General features: G+C 44.8%; 17 protein-coding genes. 7 read left to right on the forward strand and 10 right to left on the reverse strand.

Annotated elements, in window-relative coordinates:
• Positions 1-390: 390 nt before the first annotated feature.
• From fre to trxA, 6 genes are all read right to left on the reverse strand, one after another.
• On the reverse strand, positions 391-1,104 hold the full coding sequence (gene fre / locus MMA19_RS25595; RefSeq protein WP_088876430.1) for an NAD(P)H-flavin reductase: 714 nt from the start codon (positions 1,102-1,104) through the stop codon (positions 391-393).
• A gap of 12 nt (positions 1,105-1,116) precedes the next feature.
• The gene (locus tag MMA19_RS25600) at positions 1,117-1,389 is read right to left on the reverse strand and encodes a 2Fe-2S iron-sulfur cluster-binding protein (RefSeq protein ID WP_240207640.1); all 273 of its coding nucleotides are present in this window, start codon (positions 1,387-1,389) and stop codon (positions 1,117-1,119) included.
• Positions 1,386-3,251 carry a 4-hydroxy-3-polyprenylbenzoate decarboxylase gene (gene ubiD / locus MMA19_RS25605; protein ID WP_240207642.1) on the reverse strand — a complete coding sequence of 622 codons (1,866 nt, stop codon included), beginning with the start codon at positions 3,249-3,251 and terminating at the stop codon, positions 1,386-1,388. The genes MMA19_RS25600 and ubiD overlap by 4 nt, the downstream gene beginning before the upstream one ends.
• A gap of 86 nt (positions 3,252-3,337) precedes the next feature.
• The gene (locus tag MMA19_RS25610; RefSeq protein WP_240207643.1) at positions 3,338-4,336 is read right to left on the reverse strand and encodes a hypothetical protein; all 999 of its coding nucleotides are present in this window, start codon (positions 4,334-4,336) and stop codon (positions 3,338-3,340) included.
• A gap of 119 nt (positions 4,337-4,455) precedes the next feature.
• Positions 4,456-5,715, reverse strand: a complete 1,260-nt coding sequence (rho, locus tag MMA19_RS25615; RefSeq protein WP_006074575.1) for a transcription termination factor Rho — start codon at positions 5,713-5,715, stop codon at positions 4,456-4,458.
• 192 nt (positions 5,716-5,907) lie between these two features.
• The gene (gene trxA / locus MMA19_RS25620; RefSeq protein ID WP_006074576.1) at positions 5,908-6,234 is read right to left on the reverse strand and encodes a thioredoxin TrxA; all 327 of its coding nucleotides are present in this window, start codon (positions 6,232-6,234) and stop codon (positions 5,908-5,910) included.
• Positions 6,235-6,342: 108 nt separating this feature from the next.
• Between trxA and rhlB the strand changes: the two genes are divergently transcribed.
• Together rhlB and gppA are read left to right on the forward strand one after the other, a co-directional pair.
• On the forward strand, positions 6,343-7,635 hold the full coding sequence (rhlB, locus tag MMA19_RS25625; RefSeq protein ID WP_006074578.1) for an ATP-dependent RNA helicase RhlB: 1,293 nt from the start codon (positions 6,343-6,345) through the stop codon (positions 7,633-7,635).
• Between the two features lie 19 nt (positions 7,636-7,654).
• Positions 7,655-9,151: a guanosine-5'-triphosphate,3'-diphosphate diphosphatase gene (gppA, locus tag MMA19_RS25630; RefSeq protein WP_006074579.1), complete on the forward strand. Its 1,497-nt coding sequence runs from the start codon at positions 7,655-7,657 to the stop codon at positions 9,149-9,151.
• A gap of 68 nt (positions 9,152-9,219) precedes the next feature.
• Here the strand turns inward: gppA and MMA19_RS25635 are convergent, their stop codons facing one another.
• The 3 genes from MMA19_RS25635 to recQ form a co-directional block, all read right to left on the reverse strand.
• Positions 9,220-9,891 carry a 7-cyano-7-deazaguanine/7-aminomethyl-7-deazaguanine transporter gene (locus MMA19_RS25635; RefSeq protein WP_006074581.1) on the reverse strand — a complete coding sequence of 224 codons (672 nt, stop codon included), beginning with the start codon at positions 9,889-9,891 and terminating at the stop codon, positions 9,220-9,222.
• Between the two features lie 172 nt (positions 9,892-10,063).
• On the reverse strand, positions 10,064-10,366 hold the full coding sequence (locus MMA19_RS25640; protein ID WP_031494152.1) for a DUF3630 family protein: 303 nt from the start codon (positions 10,364-10,366) through the stop codon (positions 10,064-10,066).
• Positions 10,359-12,194, reverse strand: a complete 1,836-nt coding sequence (recQ, locus tag MMA19_RS25645; RefSeq protein WP_006074583.1) for an ATP-dependent DNA helicase RecQ — start codon at positions 12,192-12,194, stop codon at positions 10,359-10,361. The genes MMA19_RS25640 and recQ overlap by 8 nt, the downstream gene beginning before the upstream one ends.
• A 200-nt stretch (positions 12,195-12,394) precedes the next feature.
• On the opposite strand from recQ, the gene rarD reads away from it, so the two are divergent.
• From rarD to MMA19_RS25660, 3 genes are all read left to right on the forward strand, one after another.
• Complete coding sequence (gene rarD / locus MMA19_RS25650; RefSeq protein WP_006074586.1) at positions 12,395-13,306, forward strand: EamA family transporter RarD; 912 nt, start codon at positions 12,395-12,397, stop codon at positions 13,304-13,306.
• Between the two features lie 85 nt (positions 13,307-13,391).
• Positions 13,392-14,183 carry an AraC family ligand binding domain-containing protein gene (locus tag MMA19_RS25655; RefSeq protein WP_006074587.1) on the forward strand — a complete coding sequence of 264 codons (792 nt, stop codon included), beginning with the start codon at positions 13,392-13,394 and terminating at the stop codon, positions 14,181-14,183.
• Between the two features lie 15 nt (positions 14,184-14,198).
• Complete coding sequence (locus tag MMA19_RS25660; RefSeq protein ID WP_006074589.1) at positions 14,199-14,855, forward strand: LysE family translocator; 657 nt, start codon at positions 14,199-14,201, stop codon at positions 14,853-14,855.
• 715 nt (positions 14,856-15,570) lie between these two features.
• Here MMA19_RS25660 and uvrD read toward each other — a convergent pair.
• On the reverse strand, positions 15,571-17,745 hold the full coding sequence (gene uvrD, locus MMA19_RS25665; RefSeq protein ID WP_086027642.1) for a DNA helicase II: 2,175 nt from the start codon (positions 17,743-17,745) through the stop codon (positions 15,571-15,573).
• A 256-nt stretch (positions 17,746-18,001) separates the two neighbouring features.
• On the opposite strand from uvrD, the gene MMA19_RS25670 reads away from it, so the two are divergent.
• Positions 18,002-18,262: a DUF2282 domain-containing protein gene (locus MMA19_RS25670; RefSeq protein ID WP_006074592.1), complete on the forward strand. Its 261-nt coding sequence runs from the start codon at positions 18,002-18,004 to the stop codon at positions 18,260-18,262.
• A gap of 163 nt (positions 18,263-18,425) precedes the next feature.
• Positions 18,426-19,286, forward strand: a complete 861-nt coding sequence (locus MMA19_RS25675; RefSeq protein ID WP_240207645.1) for a DUF692 domain-containing protein — start codon at positions 18,426-18,428, stop codon at positions 19,284-19,286.
• Position 19,287: the final 1 nt, after the last annotated feature.

Here is a 19,287-nt window from a genome sequence, read left to right on the forward strand (position 1 = left end):
TTGATACCAAAGTATCTAATTTGATTATCATCAACGAGTGCCCACACAGATTGATAGGTTTATATTGTTAAAGAACAGTACTTCAATGGACTAAACTATTGTTTTTAAGCTTTTCAGCTTTCCGTTGAAGTGGGCGGCCATTTTAACTAGATAACTTGTCGTGTCAACCACTTTTTCAAATTATTTTCGTTAAGGCTTTTGCCCTTCCAGACCTTTCAGGCTCTTGCTTTGCTGCCTTCCCGTCTGGTGGTGCGCATTATAGGGAGTTCCTCTTTTGGCGCAACCCCTTTTTTAATATTTTTTGGAAAAAAAGCGCTTTTGCTGAAAATTGCATCATAAAAGCAGAAGGAGAGTATAAAAACTCTCCTTTTGGCCACAAAACTCTAACATTTAGATAAATGCGTAGGCATCACCAAACATATGATCAGACTTTGCTTGCTTGGATTGCGTGAACTGCTCACGAGCGGCGCCAGCCATTTCAAATCGGCCTGCTATATAGATATCAAAATCCGCTAACGTCTCAAAATCTTCACTCACAGCTTGCAACACATTGCCTTTTTTCCCAGACCACTCCACTGACGCATCTTCAATAACCGGAATGAACTGAATGCGTTGATGCTGCTCAGCAATTTCCATCAGCTCTTTTTTGGCATAGAGCTGAGCTTCATCACGACCGCCCCAATAGAGGTGGATCGGCTGTTCGATATTTTGGCTAATACAGTGATCAAGTATAGAGCGCACATAGCTAAACCCAGTACCGCCAGCAATCAATAGTATAGGTCGCTGGTTATCTTCACGAATCCAAGCTTCACCATGAGGTGCATCAATAGTGATGTCACCACCGTCTGCTAGTGCTTGTTTCATTGATTCGACGACTTCGATAGCGTAAGCATTATGCTCAGCCGCACCAATATGGAGTTCGATCTCGCCTTCGTGACGACAAGGGCTACTAGCAATAGAGAATGGGCGCTTATCTGCTTCTCCCATTACTACCATTAAATACTGACCAGCTTTAAAGCTCACTGGTTGCTCCGGGTGCAGCAAGATTTGATAGGTGTTTGCTGCTAAAGGCTCAATCGACTTTACTTTACATTTTACTGTCATGTTTTATCTCTTTTATTTGTCACTGAAAGTAATCACCAGATCGCTTTCAGCATAAGCAAGGCAAGAGAACATCCAACCTTGCTGTTTTTCTTTTTCAGTTAACATTGGCTCTAAGTCATAACTGACTTGTCCTGACTCTATTCGACATAAGCAAGAAGCACAGGCCCCGACTCGGCATCGATGTGGAAACGCGAGGTTTTGGTTGAGCGCTGCCTCTAAGATGGTTTCCCCATCACTCACCTTAAATTCAAGATTCTGAGGCTTTAGCCTTACATGCTTGGTCATAAGATATTAAGCTGATCCCAAATAGCATCTATCTTCTCGACCAACTGCGGATCTTTCTTTATTGGAATACCCCATTCCCGCTCAACTTCTGTTTCCAACTTGTTGGTGGCGTCTAATAGTGCTCGAGAACTCACATCGTTAGTCATGACAGTATCACGAGCAGGATCCATTCTTGTAGTAATTGCCCAGATTACGTCATTCCAGTCTCTAACATTGACGTCTTCATCACACGCTACCATAAACTTAATGTCAAAGTAGCAAGCAACCAATTCAGCAATACCCTTCATTACTTCCACGGCCTGACCTGCGCGTTGCTTATTTAATGTTAGTAACACCATACGACTTGTACTTGTTCCAGGCGCAACATACAAATCTATAACTTCAGGATACTGAGCAACTATCTCGCTTTTCAATTCATTTTCGTCAAATGCATGAGCGGTTTCGATGGTACCTGAAGGTCCAAACTTATTCTCACCAAGAGCAACTTCTGCATCCCACTTTATCGTCGCATCCAATCCCATCTTGGAACCAAGCCCAACAACCGGAGAGGCAAAGTCCAACGAGTCAATGGGAGTGCTTTCAATCATCAACGTATCTCGACCTGGCAACATATGCTCATTCATGGCCTGAGTGACATCAGTCCAATTACGAGCATTAACACTCTCATCGCACACAATGACAAACTTGGTATACATAAATTGTCGCAGGAATGACCACACTCCCATCATTACTCGTTTAGCATGACCGGGATATTGTTTCTTTATAGTCACCACTGCCATACGGTACGAGCAACCTTCCGGTGGAAGATAAAAATCTTCTATTTCAGGAAATTGCTTTTGTAAAATTGGCACAAAAACTTCATTAAGCGCCACACCCAATACAGCAGGCTCATCAGGTGGACGTCCAGTATACGTGCTGTGATAGATAGGATTCTGACGCATAGTAACGTGAGTAATGGTAAACACATGGTGTTTTTCTACTTCGTTGTAGTAACCCGTGTGATCACCATAAGGTCCCTCATCCGCAAACTCATTAGGGTCAATGTAGCCTTCAAGAACGATCTCCGCACTCGCTGGAACCTCTAAATCGTTACTAATGGATTTGACCACTTCGGTTTTTTCACCCCGTAATAAACCAGCAAACGCGTACTCTGACAACGTATCTGGTACAGGAGTTACCGCCCCTAAGATAGTGGTGGGGTCAGCACCGAAAGCAACCGATACTGGAAAAGGTTTACCTGGATTGGTTTCCATCCAATCACGCAGGTCCAACGCTCCACCTCGGTGAGCAAGCCAACGCATGATGATTTTATTCTTGGCAATCTTTTGTTGACGATAAATGCCCAAGTTTTGTCGTTTCTTATTTGGCCCTTTGGTTACGGTCAGCCCCCAAGTGAGTAATGGCGCAACATCGTCTGGCCAGCAGCTCATTACTGGAATTTTGTCAAGATCGACCTCTTCACCTTGCCAAACTATTTCTTGGCACTTTGCCTTGCGTAGTCTTTTAACTGGCATATTGAGGACTTGTTTAAAGACAGGAATCTTATCGATCGCATCTTTAAAACCTCTCGGTGGCTCAGGCTCTTTTAGGTAAGCCAATAACTTACCTACTTCACGAAGCTCCGAGACTTGCTGGCGCCCCATCCCAATGGCTACTCGTTCAGAAGTACCAAATAAATTTGTTAGCACAGGAACATCATAGCCAATGGGGTTTTCGAACAACAATGCCGGCCCCCCCGCTCGTAATGTGCGGTCACTGATCTCAGTCATTTCATAGTCTGGGTCGACAGGGTGAGAAATGCGTTTAAGTAGCCCTTGGCTTTCCAAGTGCTGAATAAAGTCTCGTAAATCCTTAAAATTCATAGGGGTAACATCGCCTTGAAAGATGCACGCATTATATACGCAAACCCACCTATGAGTGAAATTTGCGCTTCAAACACTGGACGAAACTAGTTGGACAACGCCTGCAGAATTAAGCTAGCTTTTACTTGGCTATTTGACGAAGCGACATCTCTAACCCAACCACTATGACCATTTTGCGCTAATTGAGTGGCAACGAAACTGGCATCATCAACACTTGTCATACGGGCGACAAGAAAATTCTTTACGTTTTCAGGCAATGGATTAATGCTTGCCAATTCTGTAATGGCTTGTTGTTTTAAGCTAGGGTTACGGGATGCTAACATGATCTGATGCATCGCAAATGGAGACTTCACTTGAGCCAAACGTTCAAGCTCAGCTTGGCTATGGTAGTCCGCACGCATTTTCCACAGCAGTTCATACAACTTTTCATCCTGATTGACCTGCGCCATACGCACTAATACTCGAGTTGAAGGTAGCCATTCTGTAATCGTCGCTTCAGTCAGTTGCTTGGTCAAATAGGCGTTGGCTTCTGGTGACAAACTATCAAACTCACGAACCAATAGATCTTCACGAATTTGTCTATCGTAATCCATCCCTTCAGATAACCAGTCTCGCAAAACAAGCTCTTCTCGCTCGACTTGTAGTATGAACTCCAAAGTTTTTTGGTCGCTATTCCAGCTTTTGATCAGACGGGCAGAGATGGCAGGATAATTAAAGGCGGGTATCGAAAACTCGTAACTATCGCCACGCTCCAGCATAGTATAGGTCGTAGGAAGAGATTTCTGACTTTTTACGAAAATAGCCATTTTAGGCGTCAAGATGATGCTGCGCTGCTCGATTTCTTGCAACAGCACATACCGAGCTACCTCTTGTTGAGGTAGAGCTAAGCGATTGAGAGCAAACTTTAATCCGTCAATATCGTCCTTCATCACCAGATCCATATATTCAGTGACTTTCTGCTGAACAATAGGATTGCTGATCCATTGATTGACTTCTTGTTGCGTCATCTCCTTCGACGCGAATGCTGGCTGCGACAACAACGCAGCAAATACTAGGAGAAGAGACGCTAACCATCCTTGTAGCATATTAACCTCCTGTTAACACTTTTGATATTGTGCGCTGGAAAGAGGTTAAGTGCAAACAAAAACGCCACCCATATTGGGTGACGTTTAAAATCTGAGATTTGCTGTCAGCTTAAAATGTATTACTGACGACGCATCGCATCAAAGAACTCATCGTTCGTCTTCGTCATTGCTAACTTATCAATGAGGAACTCCATTGCGTCTGTTTCGCCCATAGGGTGAACAATCTTACGTAGAATCCACATTTTCTGTAGCTCATCCGACTTAGTCAGTAGCTCTTCGCGACGTGTACCTGAACGGTTGAAATCGATCGCAGGGAAAACACGTTTTTCAGCAATCTTACGGTTTAGGTGCAGTTCCATGTTACCTGTACCTTTAAACTCTTCGTAGATAACTTCATCCATCTTAGAACCAGTATCAACCAGTGCCGTTGCGATAATAGTTAGGCTTCCGCCTTCTTCTACATTACGAGCCGCGCCGAAGAAACGCTTTGGACGATGCAATGCGTTAGCATCAACACCACCAGTAAGAACCTTACCAGAAGAAGGTACTACTGTGTTGTATGCACGCGCTAGACGAGTGATAGAGTCTAGTAGGATAACCACATCTTTCTTGTGTTCAACAAGACGCTTCGCTTTCTCAATCACCATCTCAGCAACTTGAACGTGACGAGATGCTGGCTCATCAAACGTCGATGCAACAACTTCACCTTTAACTAGGCGCTGCATCTCTGTTACTTCCTCTGGACGCTCATCGATAAGTAGAACCATCAATTCACATTCAGGGTGGTTGTGAGCGATGCTCTGAGCGATGTTCTGAAGCAACATTGTCTTACCCGCTTTTGGCGGAGCAACAATCAGACCACGCTGACCTTTACCAATTGGTGATGCAAGGTCAAGAACACGAGCGGTAATATCTTCTGTTGAACCGTTACCACGCTCCATTGTCATGCGCTCATTCGCATGCAGAGGTGTTAGGTTTTCAAATAGAATCTTATTACGTGCGTTATCAGGTTTGTCGTCATTAACCGTGTTAACTTTTAGCAGAGCAAAATAGCGCTCACCGTCTTTTGGTGGACGAATTTTACCAGCGATTGAGTCACCTGTGCGAAGGTTAAAACGACGAATCTGACTTGGAGAAACATAAATGTCGTCTGGACCCGCAAGGTACGAGCTGTCTGCGCTACGCAGGAAACCAAAACCGTCTTGAAGAATCTCTAAGACCCCGTCACCAAAGATATCTTCACCACTTTTCGCATGGGCTTTTAAGATGGCGAAAATGATGTCTTGCTTACGCAGACGAGCTAAATTTTCCAGACCAAGAGATTCGCCAAGTTTAACGAGCTCAGAAACAGGTCTGTTCTTCAATTCTGTTAAGTTCATTGTGGTGGATGTTTGTTTAGTCAAAATAGGATCTGTTTTGTTGTTAAGAAGGATTTGGTCTCAGGATCGACCAAGAAGTGAACACTTGTTTATTTAACGTGCGATAAATTATCACTAAAACTGAGTCTAGTCTAGCTTTGAAAAAAACAAAACCGTGTATTTGTTAAGATACACGGTTTTCGTTACTTTTCATTATAGATTCGCATCCAAGAACTCTTTAAGTTGAGTCTTTGATAGCGCACCAACTTTCGTTGCTGCTACGCCACCATCTTTGAAAAGAAGTAGCGTTGGGATACCGCGAATACCAAACTTAGGTGGAGTACCTGCGTTTTGGTCAATGTTAAGTTTACCGATAGTGAGTTTGCCTTCGTACTCATCTGCGATTTCATCGAGGATTGGGGCAATCATTTTACAAGGACCACACCACTCCGCCCAGAAGTCAACAAGAACCGGGCCTGCAGCGTTAATTACGTCAGTTTCAAAACCGTCATCCGTCAGCTGCAAAATCTTTTCACTCATCTTTCACTCCGATATTTTTTGTATTGATGAGATAATCACCAACAATTAGATCTCCTATTGGAATGTATTTACCTTCGTATTGCAAGCTTAAGCTGATATTCTATACCGATGAAAAAGACGCATATCACAGAGCAAAAGTTCGCCGAATTAGATTTGCAGCCGCAAATCATTGAAGGATTGGAAAAAAAAGGGTTCGAGTATTGTACCCCTATCCAAGCCTTGGCGTTGCCGGTACTGCTCGCCGGCCGAGATATTGCAGGACAGGCCCAAACCGGGACTGGAAAAACGCTCGCGTTTTTAACTGCTACCTTTAATCACCTACTAACAACGCCAGAACATGATGGCCGCAAGCCAAACCAACCGCGTGCGATTATCATGGCTCCAACTCGCGAACTTGCTATCCAGATCCAAAACGATGCCAAGCCGTTAATTGAGAGTACAGGGTTAAAGACTGCACTCGCCTATGGCGGCGACAGCTACGATAAACAGCTGGCTAAACTCGAAGAAGGCGTCGATATCCTTATCGGTACCTGTGGTCGTATTATCGATTTCTACAAACAGCGTGTTTTCAATCTCAACAACATTCAAGCAGTGGTATTGGATGAAGCCGACCGCATGTTCGATCTTGGTTTCATTAAAGACATTCGCTTTTTGTTCCGTCGCATGCCTGAGCCAAAAGACCGTTTGAACATGCTGTTCTCTGCAACATTATCTTATCGCGTTCAAGAACTGGCATTCGAACACATGCACAACCCTGAGCACGTCGTTGTCGAGCCAGAGCAAAAAACTGGTCACCGAATTAAAGAAGAGCTGTTCTACCCATCGAACAATGAAAAAATGGCTCTGCTACAGACTCTCGTGGAAGAAGAGTGGCCAGACCGCGCTATCATCTTTGCTAACACTAAACACAAGTGTGAGAAGGTTTGGGGGCACCTAGCTGCCGACGGCCACCGTGTCGGCCTGCTGACTGGCGATGTTCCTCAGAAGAAACGTGAGAAAATTCTAGAGCAATTTACTCGTGGTGATGTCGATATTCTGGTTGCGACCGATGTGGCAGCTCGTGGTCTGCATATTCCTCAAGTAACTCACGTATTCAATTACGACTTGCCTGACGATTGTGAAGATTACGTTCACCGTATTGGCCGTACTGGCCGTGCTGGTGCAAGTGGTCACTCCATCAGCTTTGCTTGTGAAGAATACGCGATCAATTTGCCAGCAATTGAAGAGTACATTGAGCACCAAATCCCCGTCTCAGACTACGATTCCAGTGCACTACTTACAGAACTGCCTGCGCCACTAGTTCTGAAAAGCCGTAACTCAGGTCAGCGCCGTACCAACACTGGTGGCTCAAGACCGTCAAACAGAAAGCCTCAAAGAAGGCCAAGAGCGCAACGATCTTAACAGGAAGTAAGCAGTATTTATGAGTCTCGCAGTGAATTCTTCGCCACTCTACGCTGCCATTGATTTAGGCTCCAACAGTTTCCATATGTTGGTGGTTCGTCATATTGATGGCAGTGTTCAAACGATGGCTAAAATTAAACGGAAAGTTCGTTTAGCCGCTGGTCTAGATGCCGAGTTAGCGCTTAGCCAAGAAGCGATGCAACGCGGTTGGGAATGTTTAAGCCTCTTTGCGGAAAGGCTACAAGACATCCCGAAAGAAAATATCCGTATCGTTGGGACCGCGACTCTGAGAACCGCGACTAATGTGGATGTTTTCTTAGAGAAAGCCAATGACATTCTTGGTTATCCAATACAAGTCATCTGTGGTGAAGAAGAAGCTGCAACCATCTACAAAGGTGTCGCCCATACCTCGGGCGGGACTGGCCGTAGATTGGTGGTCGATATTGGTGGCGCAAGCACAGAGCTTATTATTGGTGAAGGTTTTGAGCCTAAAGCTCTCACCAGTCTAAAAATGGGCTGCGTGACTTGGCTTGAGCATTACTTCAAAGACCGACAGCTTAATAAAGCTAACTTTGAACGTGCCATTGAAGGAGCTAAGCAAGCACTCGCACCGATTCTCGACAATTACCAGCGTATTGGTTGGGATGTTTGTGTTGGCGCTAGTGGTACCGTGCAAGCTCTACAAGAGATCATGCTGGCTCAAGGTATGGATGAAGTCATCACTCATGCCAAACTAAAGCGTCTTCAAAAACAAGCCATGCAAGCCGATCATTTGGAAGAGCTGGATATCGACGGCCTAACTCTAGAACGCGCACTAGTATTCCCTAGTGGTTTGTCCATTCTGATTGCCATCTTTGAACTTCTTAACATTGACTCTATGACACTGGCCGGAGGCGCACTGCGCGAAGGCATGGTGTATGACATGGTCGAAGAGTTGCAACAAGATGACATCCGTGCTCGAACCATCAATAGCGTTCAATCGCGCTGTCAGTTAGATGTGGAATATGGCGAACAGGTCGCAACTACGGCTCTGCAACTGCTCAAAGATTGTGGTGGTGATACCTGGCTCGAGGAGCCACAAGCACCAGCTTTGCTTGAATGTGCATCCAAGCTTCATGAAATTGGTCTTACTCTTGACTTCAAAAAGGCTGGCGAACATAGTGCGTACTTACTAACCAACTTAGATTTACCGGGTTTTACTCGTGCACAAAAACACCTGTTAGCGGAAGTTGTACGTCGATATAAGGATCAGCTTAGTCCTTTGCCAGCACAACATGCGCTGTCAAATAAAAGTGCCGAGCGTGTACTACGACTATTACGTTTAGCGGTAATTATCACTCATAGACGTAAGCGAGAGTTACAGCCGAATATCTCAGTAGCATGCAAAGATAATCGACTTACCCTTTCGATAGATAAACTGTGGCTAGAGCAAAACCCATTGTCTGCAGCAGAATTAGAAATTGAATCGAACCGTCAGTCCGACATGGGTTGGCCGCTCGACATTCAAGCGCTATAACAGATAGTACGAAGATTAAAAAAAATCCCGAACATCACAGGTTCGGGATTTTTTTATTTGTCTGCCGATTAGGCGTTCACACCAGTAACCGAAATATTCGGGTTTACAGCGGTTAACTTCTTCACTAAGAAGTTCAATAGCACACCATACATAGGCACAAATAAGCCTAGGCTGATCACTAACTTAAAGCCGTAGTCGACTAAGGCGATTTCTGTCCAATGTTCAGCCATAAATGGATCTGGACTCTGGTAAAACGCGATAGCAAAGAAGGCTAAGGTATCAAGCGCATTACCAAATAGTGTCGAACAGGTCGGTGCCACCCACCATTGCTTCATTTGACGTAAGCGGTTGAATACATGAACATCAAGAATCTGTCCTAATAGATATGCCATAAAACTTGCCGCCGCAATACGCGCGACAAACAAGTTAAACTCTCCCAGATGACTCAATCCTTGAAACTGGCCTTCAAAGAACAGTACCGATAGCGCATACGACACCGCTAAAGCTGGCAACATAACTAGGAAAATGATTCTACGCGCTAACCCAGCACCGAAAATACGGACAGTCAAGTCGGTCGCTAAGAAGATAAAAGGAAAAGTAAAAGCGCCCCAAGTGGTGTGGAAACCAAAAATAGTAAAGGGTAGCTGCACTAGATAATTACTGGACGCAATAATCACTAAGTGAAAGAGAACTAAAAATGTTAGGGCTTTGCGCTGTTGCGCAGGAGAAAACGGGCTCATATTGTACCTTTTTCGTTTTGCTTGGGGTTGAGGGAACCCAAGGTGAGGCACAGCCTCTGGTTACTAAAATTAAGTGTTTGTTGGCTACTTAAGTAGCGGCGGGCGATTATACATTAATCAATTTTAGGTGCAATAGTTCGATATAGAGCAAACGTTTACTGATGAAAATAGACTAGAATCCGCGTCGAAATATACTCGCAAGAAAATCAAATTCGTCTTTGCTACCAGTAACATCTAGCGCCTCAAACCACATGAGTTCACTGTAATGCTCGCCCTTTAATAACATTCGGCAGCCTTCAAAATCCACCAGCCACGTGTGAATATCCGCATCCCATTGTTTCTCAACCACAGTGGCAGATAACTGAGCAACTAAAGAACTGGCTATGGTATCAAAACTGTCAAAATCAAAGCTTGGTGTAACAAGCACCAACTTCCCTTCCGCCTCGATATAATCTCGCAAACCAAAATCAGCCATGTTGGGTCAAATGCTCCTGTATTAGATCAAGGAAAGGGTCAGCATACTTCTCTAATTTACGTTCACCAACGCCGTTCACTGCCAGCATTTCACCGTAAGAGGTGGGCAGTATTTCTGCCATATCAATCAGGGTTGCATCACTGAAGACGACATAAGGAGGTAAACCATCTTCGTCGGCAATCGACTTACGTAGCTTACGCAGTTTGGCAAACAGCTTCTTATCGTAATGCTTAGAAGCAAGTTTGTCAGATTTGGCACTTCGTGCAGCCGTATCCAGTCGAGGCACTGCCAACTCTAGGCTGTTTTCTCCACGTAACAGAGGGCGTGCCTCTTCGGTCAGCTGCAATGTCGAGTTTCGGGTGATATTTTGGCTAAGCAAACCTTTGTGTATTAGCTGCCTAAATATGCTCACCCAGTAATCATGACTATGATCACGTCCAATGCCATAAGTCGTCAGCTTGTCGTGTCCATGTTCACGAATACGAATGTTCGACATACCACGCAACACTTCAACCACATAGCTAATACCAAAGCTCTGGTTGACACGATAGACACAAGACAACGCTTTTTGCGCTTCTTGCGTCGCATCAAAATGTTTCGGAGGGTCGAGACATATATCGCAGTTGCCGCATGGCTTCTCACTATACTCACCGAAATAATTCAACAGCACTTGGCGTCGGCATGTCTGCGCTTCAGCAAACGCATTCATGGCGTTGAGCTTATGACTTTCTACCTGCTTTTGTGGCCCTTCTTCTTTTTCATCCAACATACGGCGCAGCCAACCAATGTCGGCAGGGTCATAGAGCATCATTGCTTCTGCTGGCAATCCATCACGCCCCGCTCGCCCAGTTTCTTGGTAGTAAGACTCAATATTACGAGGAATATCAAAATGCGCGACGAAACGCACATTGGGTTTGTTAATCCCCATACCAAAGGCGACTGTCGCAACAACTACTTGAATATCATCACGTTGAAACGCGTCTTGGACATAGGCTCTTTCATCCATATCCATGCCAGCATGATAGCCTGCAGCACGCACATGGTTGGCGCACAGCTTCTCGGTCAACATCTCGACTTTCTTACGGCTGCCGCAATAGATGATGCCACTGCCTCCTTTATTCTCCCCTAAGAAGCGCACTATCTGAGAAACTGGCTTATGTTTCTCCACTAGCGTATAGCGGATATTAGGACGGTCAAAACTACCAAGATATTCATGGGGATTATTGAGATTAAGACGGTGGATAATGTCTTTACGAGTTGCATCATCTGCAGTGGCAGTCAGCGCCACCATAGGAACAAAAGGGAACCACTCCTTTAAACGGCCCAAGGCTGCATATTCTGGCCTAAAGTCATGTCCCCATTGAGAAATACAGTGCGCTTCATCGACCGCTATCATCGACAACTCAAGATGCTCTAGACGTTCAATGAAGTCGTGCATTAACACTCGTTCTGGCGATACGTAAATCAGCTTCAGTTGACCGTTGTTCATACGGCGGTAGATATCAATCAGGGTTTCTTTAGATTGGGTTGAGTTAATGCACTCAGCAGCAACGCCATCAGCCTTTAACTGATCCACTTGGTCTTTCATCAGCGAAATAAGTGGAGAGATCACCAGCGTAATACCACTGCGAACTAAGGCCGGAATCTGATAACACAGAGATTTACCACCACCCGTGGGCATAATGACTAGGCCATCATTGCCCTCAATGGCGCTATCGATAACTTCCTGCTGTCCGGGACGAAATTCTTGATAGCCGAACACCGATTCCAAAACAGACTGTGAACTTGGTTGAGATTCAGATTGTTCAGCAAGTAACACAGCGGTCATGCAATATCCCGAGAAAATGGTAGGTCGAAAACGCTACATTGTAGAGATGTTCCTATGGGAAAGAAACTCATAATCATGGCCAACACTAATAAAAAACGTCCGCTAAACGCGCAATAATTAGTCCAATGGATGACAACACGTTATACTCAAGACCTTTCCTCCCTTTATGGCCTTCATGGCCCGCTCTTGAGAAAATTTGCATGTCACTAGAAGAACAACAAAAAGCCAAACAAGGCGTACTATTAGCGATCGGTGCCTATACCATGTGGGGTATTGCCCCTATTTACTTCAAAGCGCTGTCTGAAGTATCGCCGCTAGAGATTTTAAGTCACCGTGTTATTTGGTCGTTCTTTTTATTGACTGCACTACTGCATTTTGGCCGTCGTTGGCGCAGTGTGAGAGACGTATTTCGTTCTAAAAAAAAGATGGGCTATTTGATCACAACCGCTTTGCTCGTCGGTGTGAATTGGCTGATTTTTATTTGGGCGGTAAATGCAAACCACATGCTTGATGCTAGCCTTGGTTATTACATCAATCCATTGATTAATGTGATTCTAGGGATGTTGTTCTTAGGAGAGCGACTAAGAAAACTACAGTGGTTTGCGGTCGCTCTGGCAACCATCGGAGTACTGATTCAACTTATTGCCTTTGGCTCGGTACCTATTGTTGCCCTTGCGCTAGCGATGAGCTTTGGTTTGTATGGTTTATTAAGGAAGAAGGTCAGTTTAGATGCACAGACGGGACTATTTATCGAGACCTTAGTCATGCTGCCAGCTGCCGCAATTTATGTGTTGTTCATTGCCAGCACGCCAACCTCAAACATGTTGGCAAATCCAGCCACACTGAACATACTGTTGATTTCTGCCGGTATTGTGACCACACTCCCTTTGTTGTGTTTCACGGGTGCAGCGACACGTCTGAAGCTATCGACACTCGGCTTTTTCCAGTACATCGGCCCTAGCTTGATGTTCTTGCTAGCCGTGCTGGTTTACGGTGAAGCATTCACTTTAGACAAGGCACTGACGTTCGGCTTTATTTGGGGTGCACTGGTCGTGTTCAGTTTTGATGGCATTAAAACCAGCCGAACCAACAAAAGAATTAACGCTCAGTAATCCTATAGGGTGTCCGTTTTTTACAAGACGCCTTATGCCTCTGAACGATAAACTGACACCATTGGATTGATATTAGGAGGTTATTTTGCAGCAGATTAATTACCTGTCTTCGCCAATCCCTGATATCAATTTAATCAGTGGTTGCTACAAAGAGTTTTCGTTTCAGAAACACTATCATCTCGATTACCATTTTGGCTTGATCGTCAATGGCCAACAGCAGTTTCATTTAAAAGGTCAAAGCTATACCAGTGGACCTGGAGACTTGGTATTGATGCCACCGGATGAATTGCACGATGGCCAAGCTCGCTTTGATGAAGGCTATGAAGTCAAAGTGCTTGCTGTATCACCACAGTGGTTATCACAACTCAAGCCCAGCAACCACCAAGGTCAATTGGGCTTTCACAGTCCAATTGTTCAAGAGCCAATGCTGTTTCGTGCCTTACTTAACACCCACTTAGCGTTGAGTGATGAAAACATCAGCGCTCTCGCGCGTGATTGTTTACCGCATGAAAGCTTTGAGCAACTGCTTAATAGGCACGCGAAGCCTACTTGTGCTTATGTACAACCTATTGGTACTAAACAGCTAACGCAAGTTCGTGACTATGTGATGAGCCATCTTGACCAACCAATCCGTTTGGAGCAGTTGGCTAAATTGTGCGACCTCAGTGAAAGGCAATTCCAGCGCCTTTTTAAGCAAGCGACTGGCATGTCTCCACACGCTTGGTTAACTCGCCTTCGCTTAGAAAAAAGTATGGTGTTAGTTAAAGCTGGTCAGCCCTCAGCTCAAGTTGCATTGCAAACTGGCTTTTATGACCAAGCACACTTTAGTAAGGCTTTTCGTAGCGTCTACGGCATTTCACCTTCCCATATCAACTAACAAGCTATATCCAACATGAACGAAATCACAATCCTGATGACACTGGCAACAGTTCATTTCATTGCCCTCATGAGTCCTGGGCCCGACTTTGCTTTAGTGGTACAAAATGCCACGCGGTTTGGTCGTCAGACAGGCTTCTACATCGCTTTAGGCTTGTCATTTGGCATCTTATTGCATTCCATCTTAAGTTTAACTGGTGTGAGCTATGTCGTTCACCAACACCCAACACTGTTTGCCATGGTCCAAATCGCCGGTGGTAGCTATCTGCTCTATCTGGGAATCGGTGCATTACGCTCTGTTGTCTCACGCTGGGGATTGCGCCACCAGCCAGCGGAGTTAGCTAACGATCCGAGTTTATTACTATCGAGTCGACGACAAGCTTTCTCTCGAGGCTTTACAACCAATATCCTCAACCCTAAAGCCTTGGTGTTTTTTATTAGTTTGATGTCGACGTTGGTGCCATCTTCTATGTCGGTTCCAGGTAAATTGATGGCGTTAGCCATTCTATGGTCATTATCTCTTGCGTGGTTCTCGTTTTTAGCTTGGGCACTTTCGACAAAACGTATGCAACGTAAGTTAGGATCCGCCTCAATCTACATTGATGCTTTGTGTGGATTACTCTTTTCTGGCATTGGTTTGACGATCTTATTGCAGGTTCTGCTGTCGCTGTAAGAGCAACTTACTCCATTCGACACTCTTCGTGTAAGAGATCTCTCACAAAGCGGTAGGTCATTATCGCTTTGTACTCCAAGACTTAGACCAAGATTAACAATAAGTTATTGATTTTGAATAATTGTCGATTTTTCTCATTGATAAGATACGGGACTTTTTCGCCTCAACGCGATTGCTCTAAAGCGAGTATCATTTAATATTAACCATGTCGGAAGGAATCTGACACGGAACAGGAAACGCTCAGGGATTTGGGCATCTTCAGGAAGAAGATACGGTTATTCAGGATGAATGGTCGGCACGGAAAGCAAATTGGACATTGAATGGACGCAATAGTAACTAGGATGGTTACTACTAAGGAAAGACAATGGACACCTCTGGATGAGGCAAGGACTTAACATCAGGAAGATGTCAGGGACACCGCTCAGGGATCAAGTGAAGTGCGCTAACGAGGATTGTTAGCAGGTCAGGATAAGACCAATGGACACCGCTAGGAAGGCGACGAAAGGAATACGCTGAAGGAATACAGCACACTATCAAGGATTAGATGCATGGAGCACCTATAGTAGCCGGATTGCTGCGAGTAAGACCATAACCCCGCAGGGCCTAAGCCCTCGGGGTTTTTCTTTATCTGTATCCCAGATTAGAACTGAACTCGTAAAGCACGAATAAAAAAAACAGCCTGAGCTGCTTTTTTAGTATTTGGATCATGGGGAACCTAAAGCTGTTCAAGCTTCGCGTATTGAGTAACCAACCACTTAATCCCTTCGCCATTGAAGGCTACTTGAACTCGACTTTGCGGCCCACTACCTTCGAAGTTAATAATCGTTCCTTCGCCGAATTTCGGGTGCTTCACTCGCGCTCCTAAATTAAATCCGGTTTCATTGAAGTTGTTCTTCACCTCAGTTTGACTGAATCGCCCCGAGCTTGTTGGTCTGCTGACCTGTGCTTTCATTCGTACTTCTTGCAGACATGTTTCCGGCAGTTCACGAATAAATCGCGATGGCTTGTGGTATTTGTCTTGACCGTACAGGCGACGCATTTCTGCATAGGTTATAAAGAGTTTTTCCATCGCACGCGTCATGCCTACGTAACACAAGCGGCGCTCTTCCTCTAACCTGCCCGCTTCTTCTGCTGACATCTGACTTGGGAACATGCCTTCCTCTACCCCAACCATAAATACCATTGGGAACTCTAACCCTTTAGCACTGTGGAGCGTCATTAATTGCACTGCATCATCAAACTCATCTGCCTGACCTTCACCCGCTTCGAGGGCGGCGTGGGTTAGGAATGCGGTCAGTAATGTCATATCTTCAGCCTCTTCCGGCTTTTCGAATTGACGAGTTGCGGTAACCAGTTCCTCCAAGTTTTCAATACGTGCCTTGGATTTCTCACCTTTTTCCTGCTCATACATCAAGAACAAACCTGAGGTTTTGATAACATGGTCGGTTTGCTCATGCAGTGCCGATTCAAAGGTATCGTCTTCTAATGCATTAATAAGTTCGATGAAACGCGATAACGCTCCTGCTGCGCGCCCGGCAAATACCTTCTCTTCCAGCAATGCATTACTCGCTTCCCATAATGTCGCACCGCGATCTCGCGCAGCGAAACGAATGGTATCCAGCGTTTTATCTCCAAGGCCACGAGTTGGGGTATTTACGATACGTTCAAACGCTGCATCATCATTGCGGTTGGCAATCAATCGTAGGTAACCAAGTGCATCCTTGATTTCTTGACGCTCGAAGAATCGCATACCACCGTAGATTCGATACGGCAGTTGAGCTTGAATAAGCGCTTCTTCTAAAACACGAGACTGGGCGTTATTTCGATATAGCATCGCGCAGTCCGTTAGACTACCGCCTGTTTCCTGCCATTCTTTGATTTTATTGACCGCAAAACGCGCTTCATCTAGCTCATTGTAAGCAGAGTAAACCGAGATTTTTTCGCCTTCATTACCGTCTGTCCACAGCTCTTTACCCATACGCTCTGTGTTATTGGCGATCAGTTCATTGGCAGCTTCGAGAATGGTCTTAGTTGAGCGATAATTCTGCTCGAGACGAATGGTTGTCGCACCCAAATATTCATCGAGGAATTTCTGGATGTTCTCGACTTTAGCGCCGCGCCAGCCATAAATAGATTGGTCATCATCACCAACAATCATCACCTTACAATCAGGGCCCGTCATCATTCGTAGCCAAGCATATTGAATGTTGTTGGTGTCTTGGAACTCATCCACCAAAATGTGTTTAAAGCGAGCTTGATAGTGCTCGCGAACAAACTTGTTGTCACGTAGTAGCTCATGAGCGCGCAGCAAGATTTCGGCAAAATCCACCAGCCCTGCTCGATCGCACGCTTCTTGATAGGCGGTATAGATTTGCAAATAGGTCTTCGTTACAGGATCTTGATAGCTATCAATGTGTTGAGGCCTCAAACCTTCATCTTTCTTACCATTGATCCACCATGCAGCCTGACGTGCTGGCCACTGTTTCTCATCTAGATTCTGAGCTTTTATCAATCGCTTCAGTAGGCGTTGTTGGTCATCAGAGTCTAGAATTTGAAAATCTTCTGGCAGCTTCGCATCGAGATAATGAGCGCGCAGTATACGATGGCAAATACCATGGAAAGTACCGTTCCACATCCCCGACGAACTGCCCATCATCAACTCTTCGATTCGCCCTCTCATCTCTGCAGCAGCTTTATTGGTGAAGGTCACTGACATGATGGAGAACGGAGAGGCATTTTCCACCGACATTAACCAAGCGATACGGTGAACAAGTACGCGAGTTTTGCCACTACCAGCACCAGCTAGCACCAACATATGCTCTAAAGGAGCTGCAACAGCTTCACGTTGTTTGTCATTAAGGCCGTCGAGAAGAAGAGATGGATCCATGATACTTAGCTACTGGTTATTTATACATATCGATTGATTATAACTCAAACAGTGTTCTGGTTTCAGAAAAATATCAGTTTTTTTATTTTGATTTAAATTCTTTAAAATCAAGTAAATAAAATAATATTTAACACTTTTTTAAATATTTTGTGAATAAATTGAAAGATTTTCGAAGCCCTTCCTATCCTATTGAATAAGCAAGTCGCAACTAAGCGCTTGTGAAAAGAAACCACAAGGATCAAGTCTCGAGGACGTTACTATGAAAACTACAAATCTAGCTATCACTGCTGCAGTTACCGGTCTAATCGCTCTAGGTGGCACTATGCTTACTGCCGCTCCAGCTCATGCTGCAGAAAAAGAGAAATGCTACGGCGTATCAAAGGCAGGTAAAAATGACTGTGCTACAAAAACAAGCTCATGTGCTGGTACAGCCAAAGAAGATAATCAAAAAGACGCGTTTGTCGTGGTACCAAAAGGGCTATGTGGCAAGCTTACAGGTGGTAGTACTGAATCTGCATAGAAAGCCTCCAAAGCCGAAAGCAATACTGCTTGCAGCTTAGCTTATTTGTAACTTTGTTTGTTCATCCATTTTCAAGTTACAAGCTACACGAAGGGGCGTCATCGAGCGCCCTTTCACTTTTCTACAGCTTACTCACAATAGGCAACAGATCAGGGAGATCACAATGGATCGAAGTCAGGCATTTCAATTAGTCGGTGTGGGTCTACGTACACCTCACCTCGACTACTTCGAACACAATACTAATCAAGTTGGTTGGTTAGAGATTCATAGTGAGAATTACTTCCAAACAAACAGCACGGAGTATCAGCAGTTATTGGCAATTCGAGAACAGGTAGAGATAAGCTGTCATGGTATTGGCTTGTCACTCGGCTCTACCAGTAAAGTCAACCAATCGCATTTACTGTCACTCCAACAATTAATCCGTGAAATCCAGCCGTTCGTTGTTTCCGATCATCTAAGTTGGAGTGAGCATGGTGGTCACTATTTCAATGACCTATTACCTCTGCCTTACACTGAAGAAGCACTACAACTTTTTTGTCGTAATGTGCAGCAGGTTCAAGACGCCATTCAACGCCCACTGTTAATAGAGAATCCGTCTAGTTATCTTCGTTTCAATCATTCGACGATTCCCGAGTGGGAATTTCTGGCGGAAGTACAGCGGCAAACAGATTGTCGTTTATTACTCGATCTAAACAATGTGCACGTCTCCTGCTTCAACCATCAGTACGATACTAATCAGTACTTGGCGGCCATTGACCCTGCCACTGTCGACGAAATTCATCTAGCCGGATTTACTCGTAAGCAATTAGAACAAGGAGAGATTTGGATTGACACACACAGCGCCCGAGTATCCGATGAGGTTTGGCAGCTCTATAAAGACTGGAATCGTATTAATACACCAGTTCCAACCTTGATCGAATGGGATTTAGACATCCCTGCTCCGCAAGTTCTATTAGAAGAAGCCAATAAAGCCATCGACATCTTACTTGAAGTTCCCCTTACTCAAACTCTAAGGAGTGCATAAC

It is taken from the genome of Vibrio sp. CyArs1 (assembly GCF_022432925.1).
Classification (GTDB): Bacteria; Pseudomonadota; Gammaproteobacteria; order Enterobacterales; family Vibrionaceae; genus Vibrio; species Vibrio mediterranei.